The organism is Loigolactobacillus iwatensis, from assembly GCF_003950295.1.
Lineage (GTDB): Bacteria > Bacillota > Bacilli > Lactobacillales > Lactobacillaceae > Loigolactobacillus > Loigolactobacillus iwatensis.
Genome location: NZ_RHNP01000023.1, coordinates 12,745 through 37,454 on the forward strand (window position 1 = coordinate 12,745; position 24,710 = coordinate 37,454).

Consider the following 24,710-nt stretch of genomic DNA (forward strand, 5'->3'; position numbering starts at 1 on the left):
TTATTTAGTTACACTACTTTTTTGCCGTCAACTAATGAACGTAAAGACTATGGCCAAAAGTACAAAGACCAATGTATTGAGCCAGAATAAATTGTGAATACTAGCAATGTGCAAGCTATTTTCTAGCAATAAGGCAGTATAAGGTGACAAAGACCCAGCCAAGTTATATGCAATCAGGATCAACGAAGTGGCCAAGATATTACCATTACCTTCTAAATTCACTGCGTTCAAGATTCATGAAAAAAATAAACCAGCGCCGATGACCGTCAACCAAGTGAAATTGGCTATTGCAATTAACACCATTGCTAGCGCTAATGACGTAAAAACCACGACCAAAATACGAGCCTGCAGCCAAGTGAATAAACGACCAAATAATAAACCGCTAAGCATTGCACCAAGCCTTAACGTCCAAAGTACTTCTTTAATACTGATTAAATCAAGTAAACCGCGTGAAGCTCCAATTATTAAAAAAATCATAATCAAATTATGCTTAACCGGCTAACATAGTGAGTTACACTTAAGCTATGAAATTTTAAATGAGGTGCAAATATGAACATTAAAGAAGCTAGCAATCAAACAGGTGTTTCCTCTGCTGCCATTCGTTACTATGAAAAGGAATTATTGATTCCCGCAATTGATCGTAGTGAAACAGGTAATCGCGAAATCGATGCTCGCATCATTCGCCGGATCAATTTTGTTAAACAAATGCGAGCTGCTGGCATGACTATTGAAAACCTACGTCGTTATATTGAATTATTCGACTCAAAAGAAGATAACGACAAAGAACAAATTGCCTTGTTAGCAGAACAATTAAGCGATATGGAAGAACGACGCGATGATATTCAATCAGCTATTGATCACCTACACTATAAACTAGAACACTATTATGATCATGTCGTTGCATCAGAAAAAGAATTACAAGAACTAGAACGCAAACATGACGAACAAGTTGCCCAGACCAATGATGCCGAAGCTAAATTTTAAGTCACTAGGCTAAAAAGAACCGACCACTAAGACACATAATCTTAGTGGTCGGTTCTCTTTAGTTTGGCTATTATTTATCCGCTGCAGCGTACTGCTCATCTGTTACTGGTTCAAGCCACTTCGGTGTTCCCGCTGTAATAAAACCAACTATCTTTTGTTGCGCTCTGCCAGTGTTTAACCACCTCATGCGTCACTACAACATTACCGGCAACTAAAATGACGAGCCGGCTGATCCGCTTCCTGATACCAGCCCTCACCACCTGTAACTAATAAAAATTGGCATCCATTATGATGAATGCCAGTTATGACGACAACCTGGCTCAAAAGTCACATTACCAACACCACATTAACTTCGGGTCATTAACTAAACCTTGTAAATAACTTTGCCCTAAAAAATATTGGCAAAAGCATCATTTTTAGGTTCCATTTTGAAAATACCATTTCTCACTGCTGTTTCCTTTTGACTCATTGTAAACGGCCTTCTTATCTATTTGATCTAGTGTTAGGTCAACTTTCTAATTGACGTAGCTCGCATTCCGCAAGACTTTGATTTTCTTGTAGATAATTTAAATGTGCTAGCTCTAACTTAAGATCATTACGTTTTTCATCTAATTGAACTAACGTCTGTTTTAAAAGTGTCGTTTGAGCCGCAATTAGCTTTTGTTTCTCGTTTTGTAGTTCCGTATAACGTTTCAATTTATCTAGGTCGATCCCAACAGCGTACATTTCATCAATAAATTTCACAAAATCATTGATTTGTCGCTGAGTAAACAGTTTTGAATCGGGTAGCAAAGCCGAATTTTGATAGAATTTAAGTTTTGATTTAGAAATTCCAGTTTGACGACTCAGTGTTTGGCTAGTCATAAAAATTACTCTCCTTCCCACTTTACAATCTTACAGCGTTAGTTATTTTGTTTTTTTGGTACAATCAAAATAATCGTCAAGAGCAGCGCAATAATTAGAAATCCAACACCGCCGCGCAAGGCCCAATCAGTCCGTAAAACCAAATTATTTGTTCCAGCCAAGGCTGTCCCCAGTACGACCAGAATAGCCAAACCCAATGAGCCACCGACTTGATGGGCCACGTTGACGACGCCAGAAGCGGCGCCAGTATCCCGTGGTTCAATATCAGCGATTCCGGCTGTGGTCAACGGACTTAATGCGGCACCCTGACCAAGACCAATCAAGATCATTGGCAGCGCAATCGTTAAAATATAGTTGCCATTAGCACCGGCAAAACTCAGCCAAAACATGCCAATAATGGTCAATATTAAACCACCAACTAAGGTCATGCCGTTACCAAATTTGGCCGTCCAGCGGGAAACTTGCAAGGCGCTGATGAAATTTGCAATCGTCATTGGAAAGAAACCGATCCCAGCTAGTAGTGGTGAAAAACCGTATACCTTTTGTAAGAACTGCGTAATAAAAAACCAAAATGCCATCATCGCGCCTAAAAATAACATCCGTGCTAAGTAAGCGCCTGTCCGCTCTTTATTCTTGAAAACACGTAATGGCATAATTGGCTGTGCCACTTTAGCTTCACGAAGAACAAATAGCGCTAATAAAATGACTGCTGCAATAATCCAATACCAGGCCGTGTTGCTATCTGAGATTAACAAGATTCCGTAAACCAAACTAACCATCCCAACTAGAGAAAGTAGTGAACCGATGCCGTCAAACGAACCTTTTTGTGCTTTAGTCGCGTGCACCGTTTTGCTAGCCCAAATAAACATCACAATAGCGATGGGAACATTAACGAAAAATGCATAACGCCAACTTAATAAACTGGCGAACAACCCACCAATAACTAAGCCTAAACTAGCACCGATACCGGCCACGGCCCCATAATCAGCCACCGCACGAATCCGTTTTGGCCCGGCCGGAATACTATCCATTAGTAACGCCAAGGTCGATGGTGCTAATGCGGCCGCACCGGCACCTTGAAAACCACGGGCAATGATCAGCCAAGTGGCACTATTGGCCAAACCAACCAATAATGACCCAATACCAAAAATCACTAGACCAAAGTTAAAAATTTGTTTGCGGCCAATGATGTCGCCTAGCCGACCGCCTAATAACAATAACCCGCCAAAAATAATCGTGTAGGCATTTTGCACCCAAGTCAAATTGGCCGTTGATAAGTGTAGATCACTCTGAATATTAGGTAACGCTGTGATAACCACCGATACATCTAACACCGTCATAAAATAACTGACGAGTACGATCGCTAAAATAGCAAATTCGTATTTAGTAAATTTGTTTTGCATGATTTTTTTGCTCCTCTGTTATGTCTTTATTTTGATCACAAGGAGCAGTATATTAGGTTGCAGTAACTTCAAGGCAAGTCCTTTTCAGAAATTTTTTTATTTTTTTATCTGCCGATAATAAAAGTAGTTGTTACATAGGTCTTTAAAAAGAATCCGTTTAGAAATCAAATGATTTCTAAACGGATTCTTTTCTAACAGTTAATTCATTGCTTTTACTTCTAAAAAGCGAACGCTACATTAGTAAAGTGTTCAATTATATATGTCACAGCCGCATTTAGAATTTGACAAGGAGCATCATTAAATATAAAGCGAATACTTTATTCGTATTGTTCATCATTTTAATTGGGACCAATATTTATAGTGCAAACTACCTATTTCACACAATAAAAATAACTTAAAAAGTAGGTTTCTGAAGTGAATCCCCATGAAACTTTAAGCAACTTTCTGGGTGATAAGAACACGGTATTTACCCGTGCTCTTGCCACCCAATTTTGTTTTGGTTCGCGTGAAATTATAATATTGAAGCCAGTTTGAGATGTCTATGGTTAATTCCGCCAAGATAGTAAACTGTTTTTTGGTCATAGTAAAACCCCCAGTATTGGATTTTGGTCCAATACCGGGGGTCACTTCAGGCCGTGAAAAATAACTTCGCAGACTTTTTCTATCCAATTAATTTACATTTGGCCAATTAAAATAGGCAGCAATTACCCTATTTTCGGCGGCGTAAAGCCTTGATTTGTTTACGCTTATTTTTCTTTTGTTTACGTACCATAGAATTCATGGCCATTTTGCCTAAACGACCAGACATGCCTTTGCCAAACATTTGGTCCATTCCAGAAAAATTACCGTTGGACATCTTACTCATCATTTTCTTGGATTCGTTAAATTGCTTAATCATTCGATTAACTTCTTGAATCGAGCGGCCTGATCCGGCTGCAATTCGACGCCGACGACTTGGATTTAGTATATCAGGATTAGTTCGTTCTGCCGGTGTCATTGAATAAACAACGGCCTTCATGTGCCCCATCTCTTTAGGCCCCATTTGAACGTTCTCAATTCCGGGCATCTTTGACATCCCCGGAATCATCTTCATGATATCCTGAACGCCACCCATATTCTGCACCTGATCAAGTTGATCAATGAAATCATTGAAGTCAAACGTGTTTTCTTGCATTTTTTCAGCAAGCGCAGTGGCCTTCTTCTCGTCATAGTCAGTTTGGGCCTTTTCAATTAAGGTTAACATATCGCCCATCCCAAGGATTCGGTTAGCCATTCGGTCAGGATGGAAAACGTCAAGGTCAGTTAGTTTTTCACCTTGGCCGGTAAATTTAATTGGCTTCCCGGTAACGGCACGAATCGAAAGCGCAGCACCACCACGAGTATCACCATCTAATTTAGTTAGGACAACCCCGGTGATCGTTAACTGTTCATCAAAACTTTTCGCAACGTTAGCGGCATTTTGACCAGTCATCGCGTCAACCGTTAAAAGAATTTCATCAGGCTTAGCAATTTCCTTAATATCTTGCAATTCCTGCATTAGCTTTTCGTCAATTTGTAAACGGCCGGCAGTATCAATAATCACATAATCGTTCTTATCTTCGGCGGCCTTAGCCAATCCCTGGCGCACAATTTCCCGCGGATCAGTATCAGTTCCCATTTCAAAAACAGGGGCATCAACTTGCCGGGCAACCGTTTGTAACTGATCAATGGCCGCTGGGCGGTAAATATCGGCCGCAATAAATAAAGGCCGGGCGTTATCATTTTTCTTTAAATAACCCGCTAATTTAGCCGCCGTCGTTGTTTTACCAGCACCTTGCAGCCCAACCATCATAATGATTGTTGGAATGTGGGCCGATTTATTCAGCGGAACGGCTTCTTCCCCCATGACTTTAGTTAGTTCTTCATCAACAATTTTAACAATTTGCTGTGCTGGCGATAAACTATCTAAAACTTCAGTTCCAACTGCTCGTTCCCGAACAGTCTTAACAAAGTCCTTCACAACACCAAAGTTAACGTCGGCCTCTAATAGGGCCAACCGTATTTCACGCATGGCGTCCTTAACATCACTTTCAGATATTTTGCCTTTACGGCGTAATTTACTCATTGCATTTTGTAGCCGTTCAGTCAAACCTTCAAATGCCATAATGTCACCTACTCTTTAAATTTAATCTTCTTCGTCCTTAGCCAAATCATGAACTAATCGTTCTAACTTTGCATCTTTTTGATAATTAGCATTGACGTACGCAACCAAACGATCCAAGGTCGCATTGCGCACTTTAAAATCAGCCAGTAAATGTAACTTGGCCTCATAATCCTCAAGTATCTTTTCCGTTCGCTTAATATTGTCGTAAACGGCCTGCCGACTCACGCTAAATTCTTCAGCAATCTCACCTAAAGAATAATCGTCGGCGTAATAAAGCTGTAAATAATTATACTGTTTTTTCGTTAAAAGTGACGCGTAAAAATCAAATAATGAATTAACTCGATCATTTTTTGCAATTTCCATAATATTTTTCTCCAATGACGATCAGTAGCTTATGCCATACTTAATAAGATTACCCTAAATCAACTTTAAAAGTCAATCATGGCCGTGACCGATTTGAAATTAATGGGCCAAAGTAATAAAATTGGTAGCGTTCACAGATTTAGTCTGTTTTTTAGCCTGAAATCTGCTAAAATAAAGGTAACTACATAAAGGAGGTAAACACTAATGGTACCAGTTATTATTTATTGGGGTTCCGTAATTCTTCTTGCCGTTTGGTTGGTCTGGAATGTACTCTTTTCAATCAAGTTCTTAGCAAGTGGTGAACGTGGCAATCTTTGGGGCTTCATGTTACTAAATATTTTCGCACTTATCTTTGGTATTTTAGTTCAATGGGCCTTTGCCGACAATGGTTTTATCAAGTGGGCACTCGCTTCGTCTTCACAGAAAGTCGTTCAAACCCCGTGGTTGTACATCAACAACTGGATTAACGTTGTTTTAATCGTACTTCAATTCTTCTTAGGCTGGATTCGTTCTCCAAAAACAGCTAAATAGAATTTAGATATAAAAGACTGTTGCCATCCAAATTTGGATAGCAACAGTCTTTTTTGCTGTAAAATTTTTACGCTGCAAGTTTAACAAACGACTAATTTCAGTTATTCATTTTCTTTTGCTGGTTCATCCGTAATCAATCCCTTAAACAAGCCATAGACAAACTCATTCGGGTCAAAAGCCTGCAAGTCATCAATTTGTTCACCCAAGCCGACTAACTTAACGGGTAGGTGAAGCTCATTACGAATTGCTAGGACAATACCGCCCTTGGCCGTACCATCTAGTTTAGTTAAAACAAGCCCAGTTACATCGGTTGTTTCTTTAAACTGTTTGGCCTGGATTAAGGCATTTTGACCAGTGGTTGCGTCCAAAACTAATAATACTTCTTGCGGTGCATCCGGAATTTCGCGACTAATCACACGTTTGATTTTTTCTAGTTCCTTCATCAAATTAACTTTATTCTGCAAACGACCAGCAGTATCCACCAACAGAACATCAAAGTCTTCATTCTTGGCCTTTTTGACGGCATCATACACAACTGCTGCCGGGTCACTTTGGGCCTTGCCACTGACCACTGGTACGCCAGCACGTTGCCCCCAAACCTCTAACTGCTCAGTTGCAGCCGCCCGAAAGGTATCCCCAGCGGCCAATACTACTTTTTTACCGTCTTCTTGATACTGGTGAGCCAGCTTACCAATTGTGGTGGTTTTACCTGCCCCATTGACCCCAACAAATAGAATCACCGTTGGCCCAGTTGGTGCAAAATTAATGCTGTTTTTTTCGTCTTTACCCTCTTCGTCATAAATATCAACGAGTTTTTCAACAATCGTCTGCGCAACTTCTTGTTGACTCTTAGCATTGCGCAGCTTAACTTCCTCACGAAGCTCATCACTAATTCGGACGGCCATGTCAAAGCCAACATCGGCGCCAATCAAGGTTTCCTCTAAATCATCGAAGAAGTCTTCATCAACTGACCGAAAGTTAGCAAATAGTGCGTTCATTCGTTCGCCAAAAGTTTTACGACTTTTTTCTAATCCCTTGTCGTATTTCGCTTCAGTTTTTGTTTCTTCTTCAGGTTTATTGCCGGTAAAAGCGTGTTTAATTCGATCAAATAATCCCATTTAAGCATTTCCTTCCTCAATTAAGTTGAAAGTAATCGTCCAGAAATACGGCCACCCCGTCTTGATCATTGGTCAATGTCGTTTGCTCAGCCACAGCCTTAACCGCTGGAATTGCGTTGGCCATTGCCACTCCCACGTTAGCTGCTGCTATCATGGACAAATCATTCGCCTGATCGCCAAACGCCATTAAATTGCTACGATTCCAACCAAGGTGGGTCAACAAAACATCTAAAGCGTTCGCCTTAGTTACTGTTTTAGGCACGAACTCCAGCAAATTAGTTCGGGATGAAGCAACGTTAAACCCTGCCTTTAATTCCTCAGGCAAGCTTGATAATGCTTGGTTAATCTGCTTTGGCTCCGTTGCTATTACCAGTTTACTATAATCATGCTGCTCCGGCAATTGTGCCGCGGTTGTGGCCACCACTTTCAAATTTGGATTCATTGCTTGATAAAGCGACGGTCCTAAATCAGTGATGTGGTAAACTTGTTCAAAATCCAGAACATCCACTGGCCACTTAACTTGCTGGGCAAAAGTAAACAATGGCTGCATTGTACTCTTGGCCAAGTTAATTTGTAGCAGTGGTGTTTTTTGCAATGTTGCGCGTACCAAGGCACCATTAAAAGTGGAAACAAATTCTCCTGCCGGCATTAAATTAAGCTGTTGTAAGTAGTCCGAAATTGCGTTGATTGCCCGGCCAGTACAAAGCACAATTTTAAGCCCTTGCTGCTGTAAACGATGCAATGTGGCAACCGTTCGCGGACTAATTTTTTTTTGACTATTTAGTAACGTTCCATCTAGGTCCAACGCAATCATTTTAATCATTGCTGTACTGCCTCCGTTGCTTCTTTTAGTGAAACTGAAACCATGTGCGACACACCAGATTCCTGCATGGCAACGCCGTACAAAACGTCCATTGCCATCATTGTTCCCTTGCGGTGCGTGATCACAACAAATTGCGTATTCTTATCGTAATGCTGCAAAAAGCGACCAAAACGGTCCACATTAGCATCATCTAATGCCGCTTCGACTTCATCCAGAATGCATAAAGGTACCGGCCGAACCTTAATAATCGCAAATAATAATGTAATGGCAGTTAAGGCACGCTCCCCACCAGAAAGCAGGCTCAGCTGTTGCAGCTTCTTACCTGGTGGCTGCGCAATAATTTCAATGCCCGTCGTTAATAGCTCATGGGGGTCAGTTAGCGCAAGCGAGGCCTGACCGCCACCAAACATTTTTGGAAAAGTTTCACTAAAGGCAGCGGCAACTTGATCAAAGGTTGTTTTAAAGCGTTGAATAACTTCTTGGTCCATTTCCGTCATCGTGGTCGTTAACTGCTCTCTAGCCGTTAATAAATCCTGCCGTTGTTCATTTAAGAAATCATACCGTTTCTTTAATCGCTCGTATTCAGAAATTGCCCCAAGGTTAACCGTGCCAATATCATCGAGACCCATTTGTAATAATTTGGCCTGCTGGCGTAGTTCCGCTGTTCCTGTTGACAAAGCAGCCTTTTTAGCGGCTTCATAACTTAACTCATAGGTTTGGGAAAGTGTGGTTAGCGCCTGATTAATTTGTTGATTAAGATCCGCAACGTTCGCTGTTACCTGCGTTAATTTGGCGTCTTGCTGTTGCACAACGGCTTGTGCGTGATCCAATTGCAACTGTTGCTGTTCTAGCGTTGTGGCAATTGTCGCACGTTCTTGCTGTTTGGCTGTAATTACAGTTGTTTGTTGCCCCAATTGCTGCTCAATTTTAGCCAATTTAGCTTTTACTGAATCTGTCGTCGTACCCGTTTGTGCAAGCTGTTTAGTCAGTTGTTCCTTTTCTTGCCGTGACGCACGCAACTCTGAATCGAAGTCCTCTTTGCGTGCTTGGCCTTCACGCTGCTCTTTTTTCAAATGTTGTAATTGTTCTTTAGCAACCGCCAAACTCGTTTGTGCCGCTTGTCGCTGCTTGGCCGTTTGATTTTGATTAGCTTCATAAACAGTAAGATCAGTCTGCGCTTGTTGCAGTTGCTTATCGGTGGCTGTCATTGCGGTTACCAACGTGGCCGTCTTAGTCGTGTTAGTGGCCAATTGCTGCTCAACTTGCTTTTTAGTTGCGGCCTGCTGCTGTTGTTCGTAAAGACTAGCTTGTTGCTGCTGGGTAAATTGTGCCTGCTGCGTTTTCAACGTCGCAATGTTGGTTGCCGTGACAGTATTTTGCTTGGCCAAAGCCTGCCGTTGTTGGCGCAAGTCAGTTTGTTGCGTCGCTTCTTTTTTCAAAGTGACCTTAGCTGCCTTTAAAGCAGTCTCTTTATCGTCTAACTGTAATTGCATAGCATGGAGTTTTTCGGCCAACTGCCGCTGTTCCAATTCACGGGCCAATAAACCGCCACGTTTGGTCGCACCGCCACCAGTCATCGATCCTCCTGGATTCATAACGTCGCCGCTAAGGGAAACAACACGGACTCGGTGCTGTAATTGATTAGCAATTTGGATCGCAGCCGTGATATCTTTAGCGATAACAATTCGACCAAGTAAATGACGAATAACTGGTGCAATTCGTTGATCATAGGTAACTAAATCAGCCGCAATCCCAACAAAACCAGTAACTTGCTGCACCTCATTTAATTGCGCCTGCGTCAAACTTGCAGCGTGCACAACATCCAAAGGCAAGAAAGTTGCCCTTCCCAATTGCTTTTGCTTTAAATATTGAATGGCGGCCTTACCAGCACTCTGATTTTCAACAACAACCGATTGTAACTGCCCGCCTAAAGCCGTCTCAATGGCAGTATTATATTTTTCGGGAACTTCCACTAACTCGGCCACTGCCCCGATAATTCCATTAAGCCGACGCCGATTCTTTAAAACACCACGAACACCTGCGTAAAAGCCAGAGTAATCCTGCTTCATTTCGGCAAAACTAGACTGCTTGGCCTCGGCCTTTTGCATAATTGCTAACGCCTGGTACCAATTCTTTTGGGCCTGATCATATTGCTGGTTATGCTTTTCGTGTAACTGCGTCAAATCCGTTAACTGCTGTATTAACGTTTGTTCACGATCATTGGCCTGTTCAAACGCCTTTTGGGCCGCATTCAATTCTGCAACTACTTTAGCAGCACGTTGTTGGGCAGCACTGGATTGGTTCTGCTGCTTTTTATCCACCGCGTTTTCTTGCGTCAATTGCTTTTGTAAGTAAGCGGCCTCGTTATGCAAAGTTGTCTGTTGCTGCATCTGGTCAATGTATTGATTTCGTAAATTTTCAATTTGTTGTTTCCGTTTGGAAGCACTCAACGAACCATCCTGTTGCAGGTCGAGCTGTTTTTCTTGTTGCGCCACTTGTTGCTGCTTTTCTGTTAATAATTGCGTGTTATGCGCAACAAGGTCCACTTGCTCACTTAATTGCTGCTGTTTTGTCGCAATGGTTGTGGTTAAATTGGCAACTTTTTCCTGGACAACTTTGCGCCGCTCGCCGGCCAATTGCTGCTGGCCACTCACATCAGCCTGTTGTTTAGTCAACGTTAGTCGCTGCTGCTGCAATTGATCCAATTCCAACTCTAATTGCTGTTGTTGCTGTTTTTTTGTTGTCACCTGTTTTGTAAAAGCAGTTTGGTTCTGTTTTGCCTGTTCGAGGTTCTCACGCGTCTCTTTGAGCTCAGTCTGCCGTTGTTTCTTTGCCACAACTTGTTCATCAATTTGCCGAACTAAAAGTGTCTTAGTCACTTCATCCAACTGCTTTTTTTGCGCCAAATAATCCTTGGCTAGACTGCTCTGCTCTTTTAATGGCTCCACTTGATCCTTTAGTTCAGCAATAATATCTGCTACCCGATTAAGGTTAACCGCAGTCTCATCTAATTGACCGGTAGCTTCATGCTTACGCTGTTTATATTTGACAACCCCGGCGGCTTCCTCGATAATTCCCCGGCGATCCTCTGGTTTACTGTTGAAAACTGCCGCAATTTTTCCCTGGGAAATAATGGAAAAGGATTCTCGCCCAAGGCCAGAATCCATAAATAAATTCACAATATCCTTTAACCGGCAAGGCTTTTGGTTAATATAAAACGCCGAGGTGCCATCCCGGTACAACGAACGCATGACGCTGACTTCCTCGAAGCTTGTCTTTAAAGCGTGATCATGATTACTAAAAGTTAAGGTTACTTCCGCCCGATTAAGTGGCTTACGCGCACTTGAACCAGCAAAAATCACATCAGGCATCTTGCCACCACGAAGACTCTTTGCCGACTGCTCACCGAGGGCCCAACGAATGGCCTCTGTAATATTACTTTTTCCTGAACCATTAGGCCCAACAATTCCTGTAATTCCAGAATTGAAGTTAATAACGGTTTTATCCGCAAATGATTTAAATCCATTTATTTCTAACGTCTTAAGCTGCACACTTCTGTTCCCCTTTATGCATGACCTAGTAAACGGTCTAACGCCACCTCTGCTGCCACTTGCTCAGCAGCCTTCTTAGTGTGACCTGATCCCGTACCTAATACCTTACTTTTGGCAACAACCTCAACCGTAAATTGTTGGTTATTAGTTGGCATCGCCTCAGCAACTAAATGATAACTAATTTCAACTTCGCCATCTTTTTGTAAATACTCTTGTAGGTTTGTTTTGTGATCCATCACGTATGAAAAGTCCCCTGCTTCAACCTTAGGAAATACAACCTGCTGTACAAACTTTGTCACGACGGCCTTACCTTGATCAAGGTAAAGGGAACCAACAAAACTTTCAAAAATATCACATAGTAGCGAATTGCGGTTACGCGCACCGTTTTTTTCTTCACCCTTACCAAGTAGAATGTACCGATCAAAGTGACATTCACGGGCAAAAGCACTAAAACTATCCTCACAGACAATTGCAGCCCGTAAGCGGGTTAATTTACCTTCAGGATAATTAGGGTACTTTTTATACAAATAATCGGACACAGTTAGTTCCATTACCGCGTCACCTAAAAATTCAATCCGCTGGTAATCTTGTAACTGTAACTCAGGGTGCTCGTTAACGTATGAAGACTGGGTAAATGCCTCTTCAAGTAACGCAAGATTATGGTACTCAATGCCAAATTTAGCCTTGAGTTCCTTTAAAAATTTTTCGTTCACAATAGTACTCCTTTATTTTTAGTTTCTAAAAATTATTTAGAAAGTGCTTAGATTCCATTCTGAAATGGCAACTGTCTATCGCCGGTGTGATATTTGAGCCGTTTAAAACCGGCAGCCACCGGTGATACTGTCCACAAGCCGCTACACCCGCGTAATAATCAATTGCCATTTATGAAGTAGTTACCACCTGACAACGGAAAAGTAGGCCGTTACTAATTTAAACCACAAAACGCTAGCTAGCTGATAATTGTGTTATTAAATTGGTTCACCGTTCCTTTTCAAATGTACCCAATTAAATTATACCGTTCTTCACGACAAAATCCTACTCAACAGTAGTTGTGGCAAATAAAAAAGCAAAGGACTTCAACTAATTTAGTGTCCGCACTAAACATGGAATCCTCTGCCTTAATAAAATCAATTTACTTTTGGTGACTTTGAACGTAAGCAACCGCATCGCCAACTGTAACAAGCTTTTCAGCATCATCATCAGAAATTTCGGCGCCAAAAGTATCTTCTAATTCTAAGACAAATTCAACAACATCGATTGAATCAGCGTTTAAATCTTTTTTAAAATTTAAATTCATTGTGATCTTATCCGCAGACAGTTCAAAATGATCTTCAATTAATTTAGCAATTTTATCGTAGATCTCCTGCTCAGACATATGCTTTCCTCCTAAGGCCTTAACCTAAAATTAATCGTGTAACCCAAAGCAGCCCTTTAGAAAAATTCTAAATGGCCGAAGTTCATAAGTAGTTTACTGTTTTTCAAACAACTTGTCTAGTCAAACTTATTTATTTTCCGGATGCTTTTCTAATTGATGTTTGCCAAAATAGTCCACAACATCATTGACGACATTATTTTGCACCATATCGCGAATCTGACTAACCGTGTAATACACAGCATCTGGTGAGGCTGTTCCGTGAGTTTTAACCACTGGAGCCTGCAAACCAAGTAATACTGCTCCACCATAACGTGAATAATCGAAGGCATCCCGCATCGTATTTAGACTTGGCTTTAACAGGAGCCCACCAAGTTTACCCCGAGTACCACTGGCCATAATTGTCTTTTTAAGTAAACGCATAACCGCTATTGCTGTACCTTCAATTGATTTCAAAGCCGCGTTACCAGTAAAACCATCCGTTACAACAACGTCCGCCGCACCGTTTAATAATTCACGCGCTTCGATGTTTCCAATGAAATTCAAATCAGGATTAGCCGCCAAGAGTTGATAGGCCGCTTTATGCACCAAATCACCTTTTTCAGGCTCCGTGCCATTATTTAATAACGCGATTCGGGGATTATCGATTTGGCGCATATTTTTAGCGTAATAGTTACCTAGCACCGCATACTGGTAAAGATTATCTGGTTTTGTATCAGCGTTAGCGCCAATATCCAAAATGTTGAACTGGCCATCATTCTTAAAATCAGGCAAAGTCGGCATTAAACCTGGCCGATCAATCCCTTTAATCCGACCAATGATAAATAACCCAGAGGCCAATAGCGCCCCGGTACTCCCCGCTGAAAAAATTGCGTCAGCCTTGCCAGCCTTAACCGCCTGGGCGGCAACAACCATCGACGCATCCTTTTTACGACGGACGGCGCGAACTGGCTCTTCGGTATCTAAAATCTCTTCCGTTGTGGGAACAACCTTTAATCTTGTTTCCGATTTGATTTCAGCGCGAATTTTCTTTTCGTCACCGTATAACTGAAACTCAATATCAGGAAATTTATCCCGGGCACGTTCAACGCCCTCAATAATTGTCTTGGGTGCGTTGTCGCCGCCCATCGCATCAACTGCTAATTTCATTATAAACGCCTCTCAATCTAAGTTCTGGTAAGCCTTAGTTTCATGTTCCAAATAGTCCTTCAGTTGTTCATTGGCCGGTAAATCTAAGTTATTATTCGTTAATAATTTTTGTGCTTCCAGTTGTGCCGTCTCTAAAACCGCAAAGTCAGCGACTGGATCACCAACTTTGAATTCGGGCATGCCGGACTGCTTTTCACCAAGAACGTCCCCGGGTCCCCGTAATTCTAAATCTTTTTGCGAAACTTTAAACCCATCGTTAGTTTCCGTCATGACTTGCATTCGTTCAATTCCAGTTTGATTTTTGGGATCAGCAACTAAAATACAGAAGGAGGCAGCCTTCCCCCGCCCAATTCGGCCGCGCAACTGGTGAAGTTGCGATAGGCCAAAACGATCAGCATCAAAAATTAACATGGTCGTCGCGTTAGGAACATCAACACCAACTTCAATTACTGTTGTCGCCACAAGAACTTGAAAATCATTGGCCTTAAAATCAGCCATTACCGACTCTTTTTCGTCGGCCTTCATTTGCCCATGAAGTAAGCCAACCCGGTAAGTTGGTTCAAAGGCCAATTGCATATTCCGGTAGATTTCTTGCGCGTTCTTTAAATCCATACTTTCCGATTCTTCGATTAAGGGTGTAATGACGTAGGCCTGGTTATGCTTGGCCAATTCTTTTTGCATAAAAGTTAGTGCATTAGGAACCTGGTTACTACGAATCCACGAGGTTTTAATCGGAATTCGCCCGGCGGGTAGTTCGTCAATTGTCGAAACATCCATTTCTCCAAAGGCCGTGATTGCTAAGGTACGTGGAATCGGTGTGGCCGTCATTGCTAAAATATCAGGCCGGTAGCCCTTTTCCCGTAAAATCCGCCGCTGGTTCACCCCAAAACGGTGCTGCTCATCAGTAATTGCTAACCCTAATTCAGAAAAATCAACGCCCTTTTGGATTAATGCGTGCGTTCCAATAATCATCTGAACGGTTCCGGCAGCAAGTCCAGTTAAAATTTCTTTCCGATCTTTGGTTTTGGTTGAGCCGGTTAACAGCGCAATTTTGACATTAAACGGCGCAAATAATTTAGTCAAATTCTTATAGTGCTGTTCGGCCAAGATCTCGGTTGGTGCCATTAGTGCTGCCTGCAACCCAGCAGTAACCGCCGCGTACATCACGATTGCGGCCACGATCGTTTTCCCACTACCAACATCACCTTGCAGCAATCGATTCATGTGTTTTGTTGATTTTAAATCACGACAAATTTCGTTAACAACTCGCTTTTGCGCGTTGGTCAACTCAAACGGTAAAGTCTTGATGAAGGCCCGCAGCTTTTGGTTATCATAAGCAACTACCATACCCTCTTGCGGTGCTTGTTCACGCTGCTTAACTAATTGCATCGTCATTTGAAACAAAAAGAACTCTTCAAAAATAGCGGTTCGCCGGGCAGCATTTGCCTCTTGCTGTGTTTTTGGAAAATGCATTCCGGCAATTGTCGCTTTTTCGGAAAGTAACCGGTACTTTTGTTGCAATGCGGCCGGAATAATATCACTAATCCAATCCTGATAATTTGTAAAAGCATCCCGAATAAGCTTTACCAGTGTACTCCGATGAATGTTCTTACTAACACTGTAAATAGACGCAAACGCTGGATTATTGGAATTCTTAACCGCCAGCACTTTCATGCCAGTCAAGCTTTTTCGCTTTGCGTCCCACTTACCGTAGATTGCAACTTCGGCGCCAGTCACAAATTTATCCTTAAGCCATGGCTGATTAAAAAAAGTGACCATAATCACATCGTGCTTAATTAAGAGCCGGACATTTAACCGATTACGACCGCGGCCAAAACGACTCACAATTGGGTCGGAGACGACGGTTCCTTTTAGCGTCACCTTTTCTTGATCGGCGGCCTCATTTAAATCAACAACTTTAAGATCCTCATAACGAAAGGGAAAATAATGTAATAAATCGGCGATTGTTGTGATTTTTAATTCACTAAGAGCTTGCACACGTTTGGGACCAACTCCTGGCAAAACAGCAACAGAATCCTGCAAACTTTTTCCAACAACCATTATTTTCTCCCTTCTCCAAACAAAAACATGGGTCAAAAGACAATTAGTTTCTTGAATAAGCATAACTTAATCATCCAGAAATGTCTTTTAACCCACCATAACTTAACTATAAAATTTAATTATTCCACCGAAACTAAATATGGATAAACGGGCTGCCCACCATCGTGGATTTCAACTTCGATATCTTCATTAGCTTCCGTTATTTGATCAGCAATGGCTTGGGCTTCTTGTTTTGTACCACCTTCACCAACAAGAAGCGTCACAATTTCACTATCTTCATTTAGCATGGCCTGAATCATTTTTTGAGCGGCCTGCTGCCGATCTGGCTCTGAAATCTTGATTTTACCATCAATAATACCCATAAAATCATCTTTATGAATTTCAAGCCCATCAATTGTGGTATCGCGAATAGCCTTCGTCACTTGACCACTGATCACATCGGCCAAACTGGATTGCATATTAGTTTGATTCGTTTTTAGATCATCACCAGGATTGAAAGCAAGTAGTGATGTCATTCCTTGGGAAATTGTTTTACTTGGCACAATTTCGACGGGAATTTCAACGACCTTTGCTGCTTCCTGAGCCGCTAATAAAATATTCCCATTATTTGGCAATACCAAAACTCGCTTGGCGTTAGCCTGTTTAATAGCAGCCACAATATCAGCCGTACTAGGATTCATTGTTTGACCGCCACTCAAAATAACTGTGGCACCAAGACTCTTAAAGAGATCACCAACGCCTTTACCAGAAACAATTGCAACAATCCCGTAATCAACTGGCTCAGCGGGCTCGTTTCTTTCTTCTTCATCGTGTTCCAAAATTGTTTCGTGCTGTAGGCGCATGTTATCAATCTTAATCTTCATCATTGAGCCAAACTGGTGGCCGTAATTTAACACCGTTCCCGGATGCTCAGTGTGAACGTGAACCTTAACAACCTCTTCATCATTAACAACTAATAATGAATTACCTAAGCCATCTAAATAATTGCGAAAATCGTCATAGTTAAACTGCTTGGTTGCACCATCTTGACCCAAGCCAACCATCATTTCAGTACAGTAGCCGTACTCAATGTCATCGGTAGCAATCTGACTTTGAACGCTCTGATGATGCATGGCGTTAACCATCTCATCCATTTCACTTTCGTCAGGGGTATAAACATCCTCGTTTTCTGCGTCACCAGAGAGTCCTTCTAAAAAGCCTTCATAGACAAATACAAGCCCCTGGCCACCAGAATCAACCACACCAACTTCTTTTAAAACCGGCAATAAATCGGGTGTTTTAGCCAAAGATTCCTTAGCAGCAATGACCACTGCCCGCATAACCTCGGTGGCATCATCCGTTGTTTTAACAGTCTTATTTGCAGCCCGCGCAGCCTCACGGGCAACTGTTAAAATTGTCCCTTCAACTGGCTTCATTACAGCCTTATAGGCGGTCTCAACACCACTCATTAAGGCTTGGGTCAAATCCTGTGCGCTAAGCGTTGATTTACCAGCAACACTTTTAGCAAAGCCGCGGAAAAGCTGTGATGTAATGACACCAGAATTGCCGCGAGCACCCATTAAAAGTCCCTTAGCAAGCGCCTGGGCAAGATCACCAACAGTCGTTACCTTAGCCTCATTAACCGCCTTAGCCCCACTGCCAAATGACAAACTCATATTGGTTCCAGTGTCACCATCAGGAACGGGGAAAACATTTAGTGAGTTAACAAAATCAGCATTCTTATTTAAACGGTGGGAGCCGATCCGCACCATATCTTGAAATTTTTCTGCTCTTATTTCAGTTACTTCCAAAACAGATCCTCCTCATTAATCGGCTAACACCCGGACACCTTGAACAAAAACATTCACGGAATTTGCCGAAACACCGAGCATTGTTTCTAAATTATACTTCACTTTATCCTGGACATTACGACAAACTTCTGAAATTTTAGTGCCATAACCAACAATAATGTAGACGTCAATTGCAACACCATTTTCTTCTTGGCGAACAACGACCCCTCGTGCGTAGTTTTCTTTTCTTAAAATATCATTTAAATTATCACGAATTTGATTTTTACTGGCCATACCAATAATGCCGTACACATCCGTTGCGGCACCACCAACAACCGTTGCAATGACCGTATTGGAAATATCAATCGTCCCGTATTGGGTCTTAATTCGAACAGCCATACTTAAGTAACCTCCTTGAAAAACAATCTACACGATATTCTATCATAGCCCCCGTTTAAATAAAAGTCAGCCTGTTTTTAACGCCGTACAATTTAGACGAATAAGTGAGCCGTACTTGCAAATTAGGTTACATGTACTTTACGGAATAATTTAGTAAAAAGCGTATTTAAAAAGTAAAGACCAACACTCTTTTTAAGTACTTCTTAGCTTTATGCTGTCATCACACTTGGGCAAGCGGTATACTAACTTTAAGGTTTGAATTAGATGGGAGTGGTGACAATGGCACAGGCTTACCAAAATATTCTTGTTGCAATTGATGGATCAAAACAAGCACATAATGCTTTCTTACAAGCACTGCAAACTGCCCGCACAAATCACGGACATATCTTCTTACTGACAGTTCTCGATATTTGGAATGAGGACTACCACTATGATTTTAAAAAGAGCGAAGAACGTGACAATTATACCGATCGACTAGTTAAAAAAACACAAAAGCAACTAAATGGTTTAAAAGAAGAAGCCGCGAACTATGGCTTTACTGATCTCGATATTCATATTCGCTTCGGCAATCCTAAAACGGTTATTGCCCATGACTTTACCATTGATCATGCCGTTGATCTCATTCTGCTCGGCCCAACTGGTAAAGGTGTTGTTGCCCGGGCTCTAGTTGGTTCCACCGCAAGTTACGTTGTCCGTTCTGCAAGCTGTGACGTTCTCATTTCACATTTTGACAACTAGCCAAGGCACTGTCAAGCAAAATTACTTGAAAGAAATCTATTGCAATCATGGTCGGATTATGCTAAATTTATTCAAGTAAGTGTTTAATGAATAACCTTTAAAAAGTTTCGGTAAAGGAGGCAATCTCATGGCAAAAGACTTTTTAACCGGACAAGGTACTAACTTCGGTAACAAACGTTCGCATGCGTTGAACCATAGCCGGCGTAACTGGAAACCTAATTTACAAAAAGTACGTATTTTAGTAGATGGTAAACCAAAACGCGTTTGGGTATCTGCACGTACTTTGAAATCTGGTAAAGTAACTCGCGTTTAAGCGATTAAAAAAAGAGTTGGGAAAAATCCCAGCTCTTTTTTTATTGCCGTAAAATATTTAATTTGCTTCGTCTGAACTTTGAATCACACAAACAACCCCACTGCGAAACGAAAAGGTTGCCGAACGTTTCGTGAATTGGTTGCTGGCGTACATAATTGGTTGTGCAACGTCAGCATCACGCAAGCGGTATTTAGTGTCATACAACGTGAGGCCCTCCACTGCCGTCAACGGCCCAAAACCTAAATAATGCTTATCAGGATCGCTAACAATTGAGTGGACTCCCGGACTAAAAAAACGAAAATCATTTTGCTTATCCACTAATTTAATTCGTTCAATAAACGGCAAGAAACGTGCCTCTAAGAGCATAAACAGATTATCAAGAAAATGATCTAATCGTCCCCCGGTCGCACCATAAATGACCACTTGTTGTGCGTGAAATTCCTGTAAAGCGAGTACCAGGGCCAATTCAGTATCGGTATCATCTTTATCAGTAACCGCCGTTCGAATATCCGCCACTTGCGCCTGAACTTGATCAAATTCCCGGGGAGAAAGTGAATCATAATCCCCCACCGCAATTTCAGGGATGATCCCCAAACGTAACAAACGTAACGTCCCCCGATCAGCACTAAGCCACTTTCCGGGAATCGCTAAAGGATTTTCCGTCAACTCTTGCGGCCATAAATCAGTTGGCCCACCAACCAATAAATTAATCCGCGTCATAGATGGCCACAGTGTTTTTTAAAGTTTGCAAACGAGCGGCAGGATCGGCGGCCTCGTAGATATAAGAGCCGGCGACGAAAACATCAGCACCTGCGGCCGCGCAAGTCTTGATCGTTTCTGCATTAATACCCCCATCAACCTCAATATCAAAGTGATAATTATCATTCGTTTGCCGTAATTGATCTAGTCGCTTAACTTTGGCCAACATGTCAGGTAAAAATTTTTGTCCGCCAAAACCAGGATTCACGGTCATGACCAGCACTTGATCAACTAGTGGGAAAACATTCTTAATCAATTCAAGCGGTGTCCCCGGGTTAACGACCACTCCAGCTTTTAAGCCAGTTTCTTTAGTCATTTGAATTGCCCGGTAATAATGGGGTGTACTTTCCACGTGAATGGTTAATAAATCAGCGCCAGCCTGCGCAAAGTCTTTAATGTAGTTTTCTGGATGTTCAATCATTAAATGGCAGTCCAAGGTTAACTTAGTGACTGGACGTAAAGCGGCAACAATACTTGGCCCAAACGTAATATTAGGGACAAAATGACCGTCCATCACGTCAACGTGCAAGTAGTCCGCACCAGCGTTTTCAACTAATTTTACATCACGTGCAAGATTTGCAAAATCCGCACTTAAAATTGAAGGTGCAATTTTCATCAATATTTTCCTCCCTTACCGTACTTAGGCTTTTCAGCCTTTTTTTCTTCACGAAATTGTAAGTAGTTTTCATAACGACTTTTTAAAATTGTACCTGCTTCAACTTGCCGCTTAACTTCACAACCTGGTTCTTTATCGTGCTGACATTCGCGAAACTTACATAGTGGCGCTGCTTGCATAAATTCTGGGAACAGTCGGCCTAACTCGTCCAAATTGATTTCAGTTAAGTTTAACGCCGAAAATCCAGGTGTATCAGCTACTAAGCCGCCAAATAAAGGCAACAATTCAACGTGGCGCGTGGTATGTTTCCCCCGGGAGAGGCTTTCAGAAACGGCCGCCGTTTTTAAATTTAAATCTGGTGATATGTGGTTTAATAAAGTTGATTTACCGGCACCAGACTGCCCTGTAAAAACAGTTAGCTTATCACTAAAATGGGCCGTCAACTCGGCCACACTTGTTTTAGCGTATGGTTCTTTCGCCACCAAAGTTGGATAACCCAATTGCCGGTAATAAGCCAGCGTTGTTTGTAATTCCTGATAACGCGCCGGTGAAAGTAAATCAGTTTTGGTCAAATAAATAATTGGCGTGATGCTGTTAGCCTCTAAAGTAATTAGAAAGCGATCCAATAAATTACTTGAAAAATCAGGCTTCACCGCCGAGGTCACCACAACCGCCTGATCAATATTGGCAACTGGTGGACGCACTAACTGATTTTTACGCGGCAAAAGTTCTAGAACGTAACCTTCATTTAGATTGGTGCTTTCAAAGCGAACGTAATCACCGACAAGTGGCGTTAAACCACGCTTGCGAAAATTACCCCGGCCCCGCGTTTGAAATGTTTGTTGATCAGCGTAAACATAATAAAAACCACTTAACGCCTTTCGAATTTGTCCTGTGGCCAAACTGTAACCTCCTTTTATTTAAAAAAGAGGCCGTTTCCGACCCCTCACAGGTAAACGGATTGTCTATCTAAAAAGCAGTTTCTCCGTTTAATTACGGAATGGAAACCAAATGCCTTTTAGCTACTTTCTAGTTTACCAAAGTTTAACTTATTTCGTTACATTATTGTTTTCATTGATCGTAGTCCCATCCCGGACAATTCGGTACTGGCCACTAGCCTCAGGTTTTAGCGTAAATGGTAATTTAAAAGTTGTTGTTTTAGTCATAACTGACTGCTGGTATACCGTTCCAATGTCGTGCGCATCATCACCGATGTAAATGACAACCTGATTACTGCTGCCAGTACTTTTATCGTAAGGAACAGTGACTTTTTCGGTAAAACTGATGTCATTTGCGGGCTTTTGGCCTCGCGAAATTGTCACGATTAACTGATCTCCTGGTTGAGCGTACTTACCAGCAACAGGCTTTTGGACCATAACCGCACCTGAACGAACTGAGTCAGAGAAGGCCGTCTTAAGCGTTAAATCAAGCCCCATACTACTGGCATATTCTTGTGCGCTTGCCTGCGACCAATTAATCAAATTGCTTAACCCAAAAGCGCCCTGTCCAGCACTAACCGTCAGCCTAACCGTTGTTTTTTCTGGGACAACATGATTACCGGCGGTGACGTTTTGGGTCATCACCACCCCCTTGGCCGTGGCGGTGGAAGCGGTCACTGTTTGCTTAACTCGAAAACCTTTTTTTCGTAACTCTTTTGCTGCCGCCGAATATGATTGTCCCGTGTAATCAACTACCCGCACCTTCGCTTTTCCTTGACTAATAACCAAGTTAACTCGACTATTGCGCTTCACTTGTCCCTTAGGTGTTGAACGAATCACCTTACCATTAGTGATTTTTTGATCAGTTTGTCGCGTTGTTTTGCCTAACTGCAAATTTTTAGCAGCCAATTTTTTTCGGGCCTGAGTTTGCGTTAGTCCAACAACATTGGGAACCTGTGTGCTCATCATTTCTTGGTAGGCATAAACGCCGCCACCTAATAGGACTAAAATAACAACCGCTAATAAAACTAGTAATAACGGAGTTCTTCGCTTTTGTTTCTGTTGCTGTAAAGCCGCCTTAGTTGCCGAGTTGTCAACTGGCTTTTTTTCTTCAGTCTGGTGCTTAGGTGTATAAGTCTTGGCGTCATCATCCTTAGGCAAGCGATCATCCAACTGCGAAATAGGCGTAATCACTTTTGTTTCTTCTTGATCAATTTCGGGTTTAAACTTCGCTTCAGTCGCTCGATCTGCGTTCAAACTTGTTTTTAAATCAGCGGCCATTTCGGAAACGTCAGCGTAGCGTTCCACTGGAACTTTAGCCGTCGCCTTCAAGACAACATTTTCGAGGGATTGAGGAATATTATGATCAAATTCACGAACGGAGGGAATTTGATTCTGAAAATGTTTTAACGCGATACTTACAGCGGTTTCGCCCTCAAAAGGAACTTTACTAGTTAACATTTCGTACAGAATGATGCCCAATGAATAAATATCAGAACGCTTAGTTGCAATACTGCCACGAGCCTGCTCAGGTGATAAATAATGAACCGAGCCCAACATTGAGTTCGTCTGCGTGATTGAATTCTCCGACAAGGCAACTGCGATCCCAAAATCCGTAATTTTCACTTGACCAGTTTCATCGACTAAAATATTTTGCGGCTTTAAATCACGGTGAATTATCCCGTGTGCGTGGGCCTCACCAACTGCTGCTAAAATGGCCAGCATCATTTTAATGACCTGTGGATAGGCAATGGGAAAATTACGGGCAATATAGCGTTTTAAGTCAGTTCCCTTAATGTATTCCATCACGATGTACTGCATGCCACTATCTTCGCCAACGTCGTAAACCTCAACAATATTCGGGTGAACTAGCTCAGTTGACGCCAATTCTTCCCGTTGAAAACGACGAATTGTGTCAGGATCATTCTGCAAATCTAAACGCAGAATTTTGATGGCAACATCACGATCAAGGATTAGATCACGCGCCAAATAAACGTTAGCCATCCCGCCTTCACCAATTGGCTTGCGGATCTCGTAGCGACCATCTATTTTATAGCCATCTTCCATCATCGGCTCTTCACCTCACGATCCTCAAAGAGTAGCAAGGCAGTAATGTTATCTAAGCCACCGGCCGCGTTCGCCTGTTTAATTAATTGCTCACACTTTGCTTGTAAACTAAGGTCACTTGTTAACACTGCCGTAATTTCATCATCACTGACCATATTAGTCAGACCATCAGAACATAGCAAAATATAATCACCGTACTTTGACTGTCGAACTGTCACATCCGCATCGGCTTCCGCAGAAACGCCAAGTGTCCGAGTGATAATATTTTTTTGCGGGTGATGGCGAGCGGCCTCTTTACTAATCTCCCCGTGCTTAACTAACTCATTGACTAAGGAATGGTCTTCAGTCAATTGAGTTAGCTTACCATTCCGGTATAAATAGGCACGACTATCTCCAATGTTGGCAATAATATATTCATTTTGAAAGTAAATGACGGCAACAAAAGTAGTTCCCATGCCACTAAGATCAGCGTACTGCTGGGATTTAGTTAAGATATGTTGATTTTCTTTTTGTAATTCCGTAACTAACCAAGAAACGATCGGTTCTACTTTTTTAAAGGTTGTTTGTTCAAAATCGTATCCAATATGTAAAACGGCCATTGCCGAGGCAACGTCCCCACCTAAATGACCACCCATGCCATCCGCAACAATCGCAAAATGAACGCCGGATCGATTTTGATAAACACTCACATAATCCTCATTGTTTGGTCGTTTTTGACCCACATCCGTCCGATAGGCAAACTTCATGAA

The 24,710-nt window shown here is 42.0% G+C and carries 24 protein-coding genes and 1 pseudogene; 4 read left to right on the forward strand and 21 right to left on the reverse strand.

Annotation, left to right across the window (positions count from 1 at the left end; genetic code table 11):
- Nucleotides 1–234 precede the first annotated feature (234 nt).
- On the reverse strand, nt 235–477 hold the full coding sequence (locus EKM98_RS07205) for a hypothetical protein (RefSeq protein ID WP_125981643.1): 243 nt from the start codon (nt 475–477) through the stop codon (nt 235–237).
- Between the two features lie 72 nt (nt 478–549).
- On the opposite strand from EKM98_RS07205, the gene EKM98_RS07210 reads away from it, so the two are divergent.
- Entirely contained in the window at nt 550–984 is a 435-nt protein-coding gene (locus EKM98_RS07210; RefSeq protein WP_125981645.1) for a MerR family transcriptional regulator, read from the forward strand.
- Nucleotides 985–1,054: 70 nt separating this feature from the next.
- Here the strand turns inward: EKM98_RS07210 and EKM98_RS07215 are convergent.
- From EKM98_RS07215 to EKM98_RS07235, 6 genes and pseudogenes are all read right to left on the reverse strand, one after another.
- A pseudogene (locus EKM98_RS07215) lies at nt 1,055–1,453 on the reverse strand (cupin domain-containing protein).
- 38 nt (nt 1,454–1,491) lie between these two features.
- Complete coding sequence (locus EKM98_RS07220; RefSeq protein WP_125981647.1) at nt 1,492–1,848, reverse strand: MerR family transcriptional regulator; 357 nt, start codon at nt 1,846–1,848, stop codon at nt 1,492–1,494.
- Between the two features lie 38 nt (nt 1,849–1,886).
- Nucleotides 1,887–3,251: an MFS transporter gene (locus tag EKM98_RS07225; protein WP_125981649.1), complete on the reverse strand. Its 1,365-nt coding sequence runs from the start codon at nt 3,249–3,251 to the stop codon at nt 1,887–1,889.
- 432 nt (nt 3,252–3,683) lie between these two features.
- Nucleotides 3,684–3,833 (reverse strand): IS3 family transposase, encoded by a 150-nt coding sequence (locus EKM98_RS12065; RefSeq protein WP_164512670.1) that lies wholly within the window; start codon nt 3,831–3,833, stop codon nt 3,684–3,686.
- Between the two features lie 127 nt (nt 3,834–3,960).
- The gene (ffh, locus tag EKM98_RS07230) at nt 3,961–5,394 is read right to left on the reverse strand and encodes a signal recognition particle protein (RefSeq protein WP_125981651.1); all 1,434 of its coding nucleotides are present in this window, start codon (nt 5,392–5,394) and stop codon (nt 3,961–3,963) included.
- A 21-nt stretch (nt 5,395–5,415) separates the two neighbouring features.
- Nucleotides 5,416–5,757 (reverse strand): putative DNA-binding protein, encoded by a 342-nt coding sequence (locus EKM98_RS07235; protein ID WP_068223916.1) that lies wholly within the window; start codon nt 5,755–5,757, stop codon nt 5,416–5,418.
- 204 nt (nt 5,758–5,961) lie between these two features.
- Between EKM98_RS07235 and EKM98_RS07240 the strand changes: the two genes are divergently transcribed.
- Nucleotides 5,962–6,288 (forward strand): hypothetical protein, encoded by a 327-nt coding sequence (locus EKM98_RS07240; RefSeq protein WP_125981653.1) that lies wholly within the window; start codon nt 5,962–5,964, stop codon nt 6,286–6,288.
- A 101-nt stretch (nt 6,289–6,389) separates the two neighbouring features.
- Here EKM98_RS07240 and ftsY read toward each other — a convergent pair whose 3' ends face one another.
- The 9 genes from ftsY to EKM98_RS07285 form a co-directional block, all read right to left on the reverse strand.
- A complete protein-coding gene (gene ftsY / locus EKM98_RS07245) occupies nt 6,390–7,406 on the reverse strand; it encodes a signal recognition particle-docking protein FtsY (protein ID WP_125981655.1) in 1,017 nt (338 codons plus the stop codon).
- Nucleotides 7,407–7,422: 16 nt separating this feature from the next.
- A complete protein-coding gene (locus EKM98_RS07250) occupies nt 7,423–8,229 on the reverse strand; it encodes a Cof-type HAD-IIB family hydrolase (protein WP_125981657.1) in 807 nt (268 codons plus the stop codon).
- Entirely contained in the window at nt 8,226–11,780 is a 3,555-nt protein-coding gene (smc, locus tag EKM98_RS07255; protein WP_125981659.1) for a chromosome segregation protein SMC, read from the reverse strand. The genes EKM98_RS07250 and smc overlap by 4 nt, the downstream gene beginning before the upstream one ends.
- A gap of 14 nt (nt 11,781–11,794) precedes the next feature.
- Nucleotides 11,795–12,493, reverse strand: a complete 699-nt coding sequence (gene rnc / locus EKM98_RS07260) for a ribonuclease III (protein ID WP_125981660.1) — start codon at nt 12,491–12,493, stop codon at nt 11,795–11,797.
- Between the two features lie 419 nt (nt 12,494–12,912).
- Complete coding sequence (gene acpP / locus EKM98_RS07265) at nt 12,913–13,155, reverse strand: acyl carrier protein (RefSeq protein ID WP_125981662.1); 243 nt, start codon at nt 13,153–13,155, stop codon at nt 12,913–12,915.
- Nucleotides 13,156–13,281: 126 nt separating this feature from the next.
- Nucleotides 13,282–14,301: a phosphate acyltransferase PlsX gene (plsX, locus tag EKM98_RS07270; RefSeq protein ID WP_125981664.1), complete on the reverse strand. Its 1,020-nt coding sequence runs from the start codon at nt 14,299–14,301 to the stop codon at nt 13,282–13,284.
- A gap of 12 nt (nt 14,302–14,313) precedes the next feature.
- Nucleotides 14,314–16,362: an ATP-dependent DNA helicase RecG gene (gene recG / locus EKM98_RS07275; RefSeq protein WP_125981666.1), complete on the reverse strand. Its 2,049-nt coding sequence runs from the start codon at nt 16,360–16,362 to the stop codon at nt 14,314–14,316.
- Nucleotides 16,363–16,481: 119 nt separating this feature from the next.
- Nucleotides 16,482–18,152, reverse strand: coding sequence for a DAK2 domain-containing protein (locus EKM98_RS07280; RefSeq protein ID WP_068223891.1), 1,671 nt, complete (start codon nt 18,150–18,152; stop codon nt 16,482–16,484).
- Nucleotides 18,153–18,167: 15 nt separating this feature from the next.
- On the reverse strand, nt 18,168–18,530 hold the full coding sequence (locus tag EKM98_RS07285; RefSeq protein WP_068223889.1) for an Asp23/Gls24 family envelope stress response protein: 363 nt from the start codon (nt 18,528–18,530) through the stop codon (nt 18,168–18,170).
- Between the two features lie 279 nt (nt 18,531–18,809).
- Here EKM98_RS07285 and EKM98_RS07290 point away from each other — a divergent pair, with 279 nt between their 5' ends.
- The gene (locus tag EKM98_RS07290; RefSeq protein WP_125981668.1) at nt 18,810–19,268 is read left to right on the forward strand and encodes a universal stress protein; all 459 of its coding nucleotides are present in this window, start codon (nt 18,810–18,812) and stop codon (nt 19,266–19,268) included.
- A 127-nt stretch (nt 19,269–19,395) separates the two neighbouring features.
- Entirely contained in the window at nt 19,396–19,581 is a 186-nt protein-coding gene (gene rpmB, locus EKM98_RS07295; RefSeq protein WP_068223881.1) for a 50S ribosomal protein L28, read from the forward strand.
- A gap of 57 nt (nt 19,582–19,638) precedes the next feature.
- On the opposite strand, the gene EKM98_RS07300 is transcribed toward rpmB, so the two are convergent.
- The 5 genes from EKM98_RS07300 to EKM98_RS07320 all read right to left on the reverse strand — a co-directional run bounded on the left by EKM98_RS07300 (nt 19,639) and on the right by EKM98_RS07320 (nt 24,707).
- Nucleotides 19,639–20,301 carry a thiamine diphosphokinase gene (locus EKM98_RS07300; protein ID WP_125981670.1) on the reverse strand — a complete coding sequence of 221 codons (663 nt, stop codon included), beginning with the start codon at nt 20,299–20,301 and terminating at the stop codon, nt 19,639–19,641.
- Nucleotides 20,288–20,956, reverse strand: a complete 669-nt coding sequence (gene rpe / locus EKM98_RS07305; protein WP_125981698.1) for a ribulose-phosphate 3-epimerase — start codon at nt 20,954–20,956, stop codon at nt 20,288–20,290. The genes EKM98_RS07300 and rpe overlap by 14 nt, the downstream gene beginning before the upstream one ends.
- The gene (gene rsgA, locus EKM98_RS07310; protein WP_125981672.1) at nt 20,956–21,858 is read right to left on the reverse strand and encodes a ribosome small subunit-dependent GTPase A; all 903 of its coding nucleotides are present in this window, start codon (nt 21,856–21,858) and stop codon (nt 20,956–20,958) included. Before rsgA ends, rpe begins: the two co-directional genes overlap by 1 nt.
- Nucleotides 21,859–22,005: 147 nt before the next feature.
- Nucleotides 22,006–23,961 (reverse strand): Stk1 family PASTA domain-containing Ser/Thr kinase, encoded by a 1,956-nt coding sequence (gene pknB / locus EKM98_RS07315; protein ID WP_125981700.1) that lies wholly within the window; start codon nt 23,959–23,961, stop codon nt 22,006–22,008.
- The gene (locus EKM98_RS07320) at nt 23,961–24,707 is read right to left on the reverse strand and encodes a Stp1/IreP family PP2C-type Ser/Thr phosphatase (RefSeq protein ID WP_125981684.1); all 747 of its coding nucleotides are present in this window, start codon (nt 24,705–24,707) and stop codon (nt 23,961–23,963) included. The genes pknB and EKM98_RS07320 overlap by 1 nt, the downstream gene beginning before the upstream one ends.
- Nucleotides 24,708–24,710 lie beyond the last annotated feature (3 nt).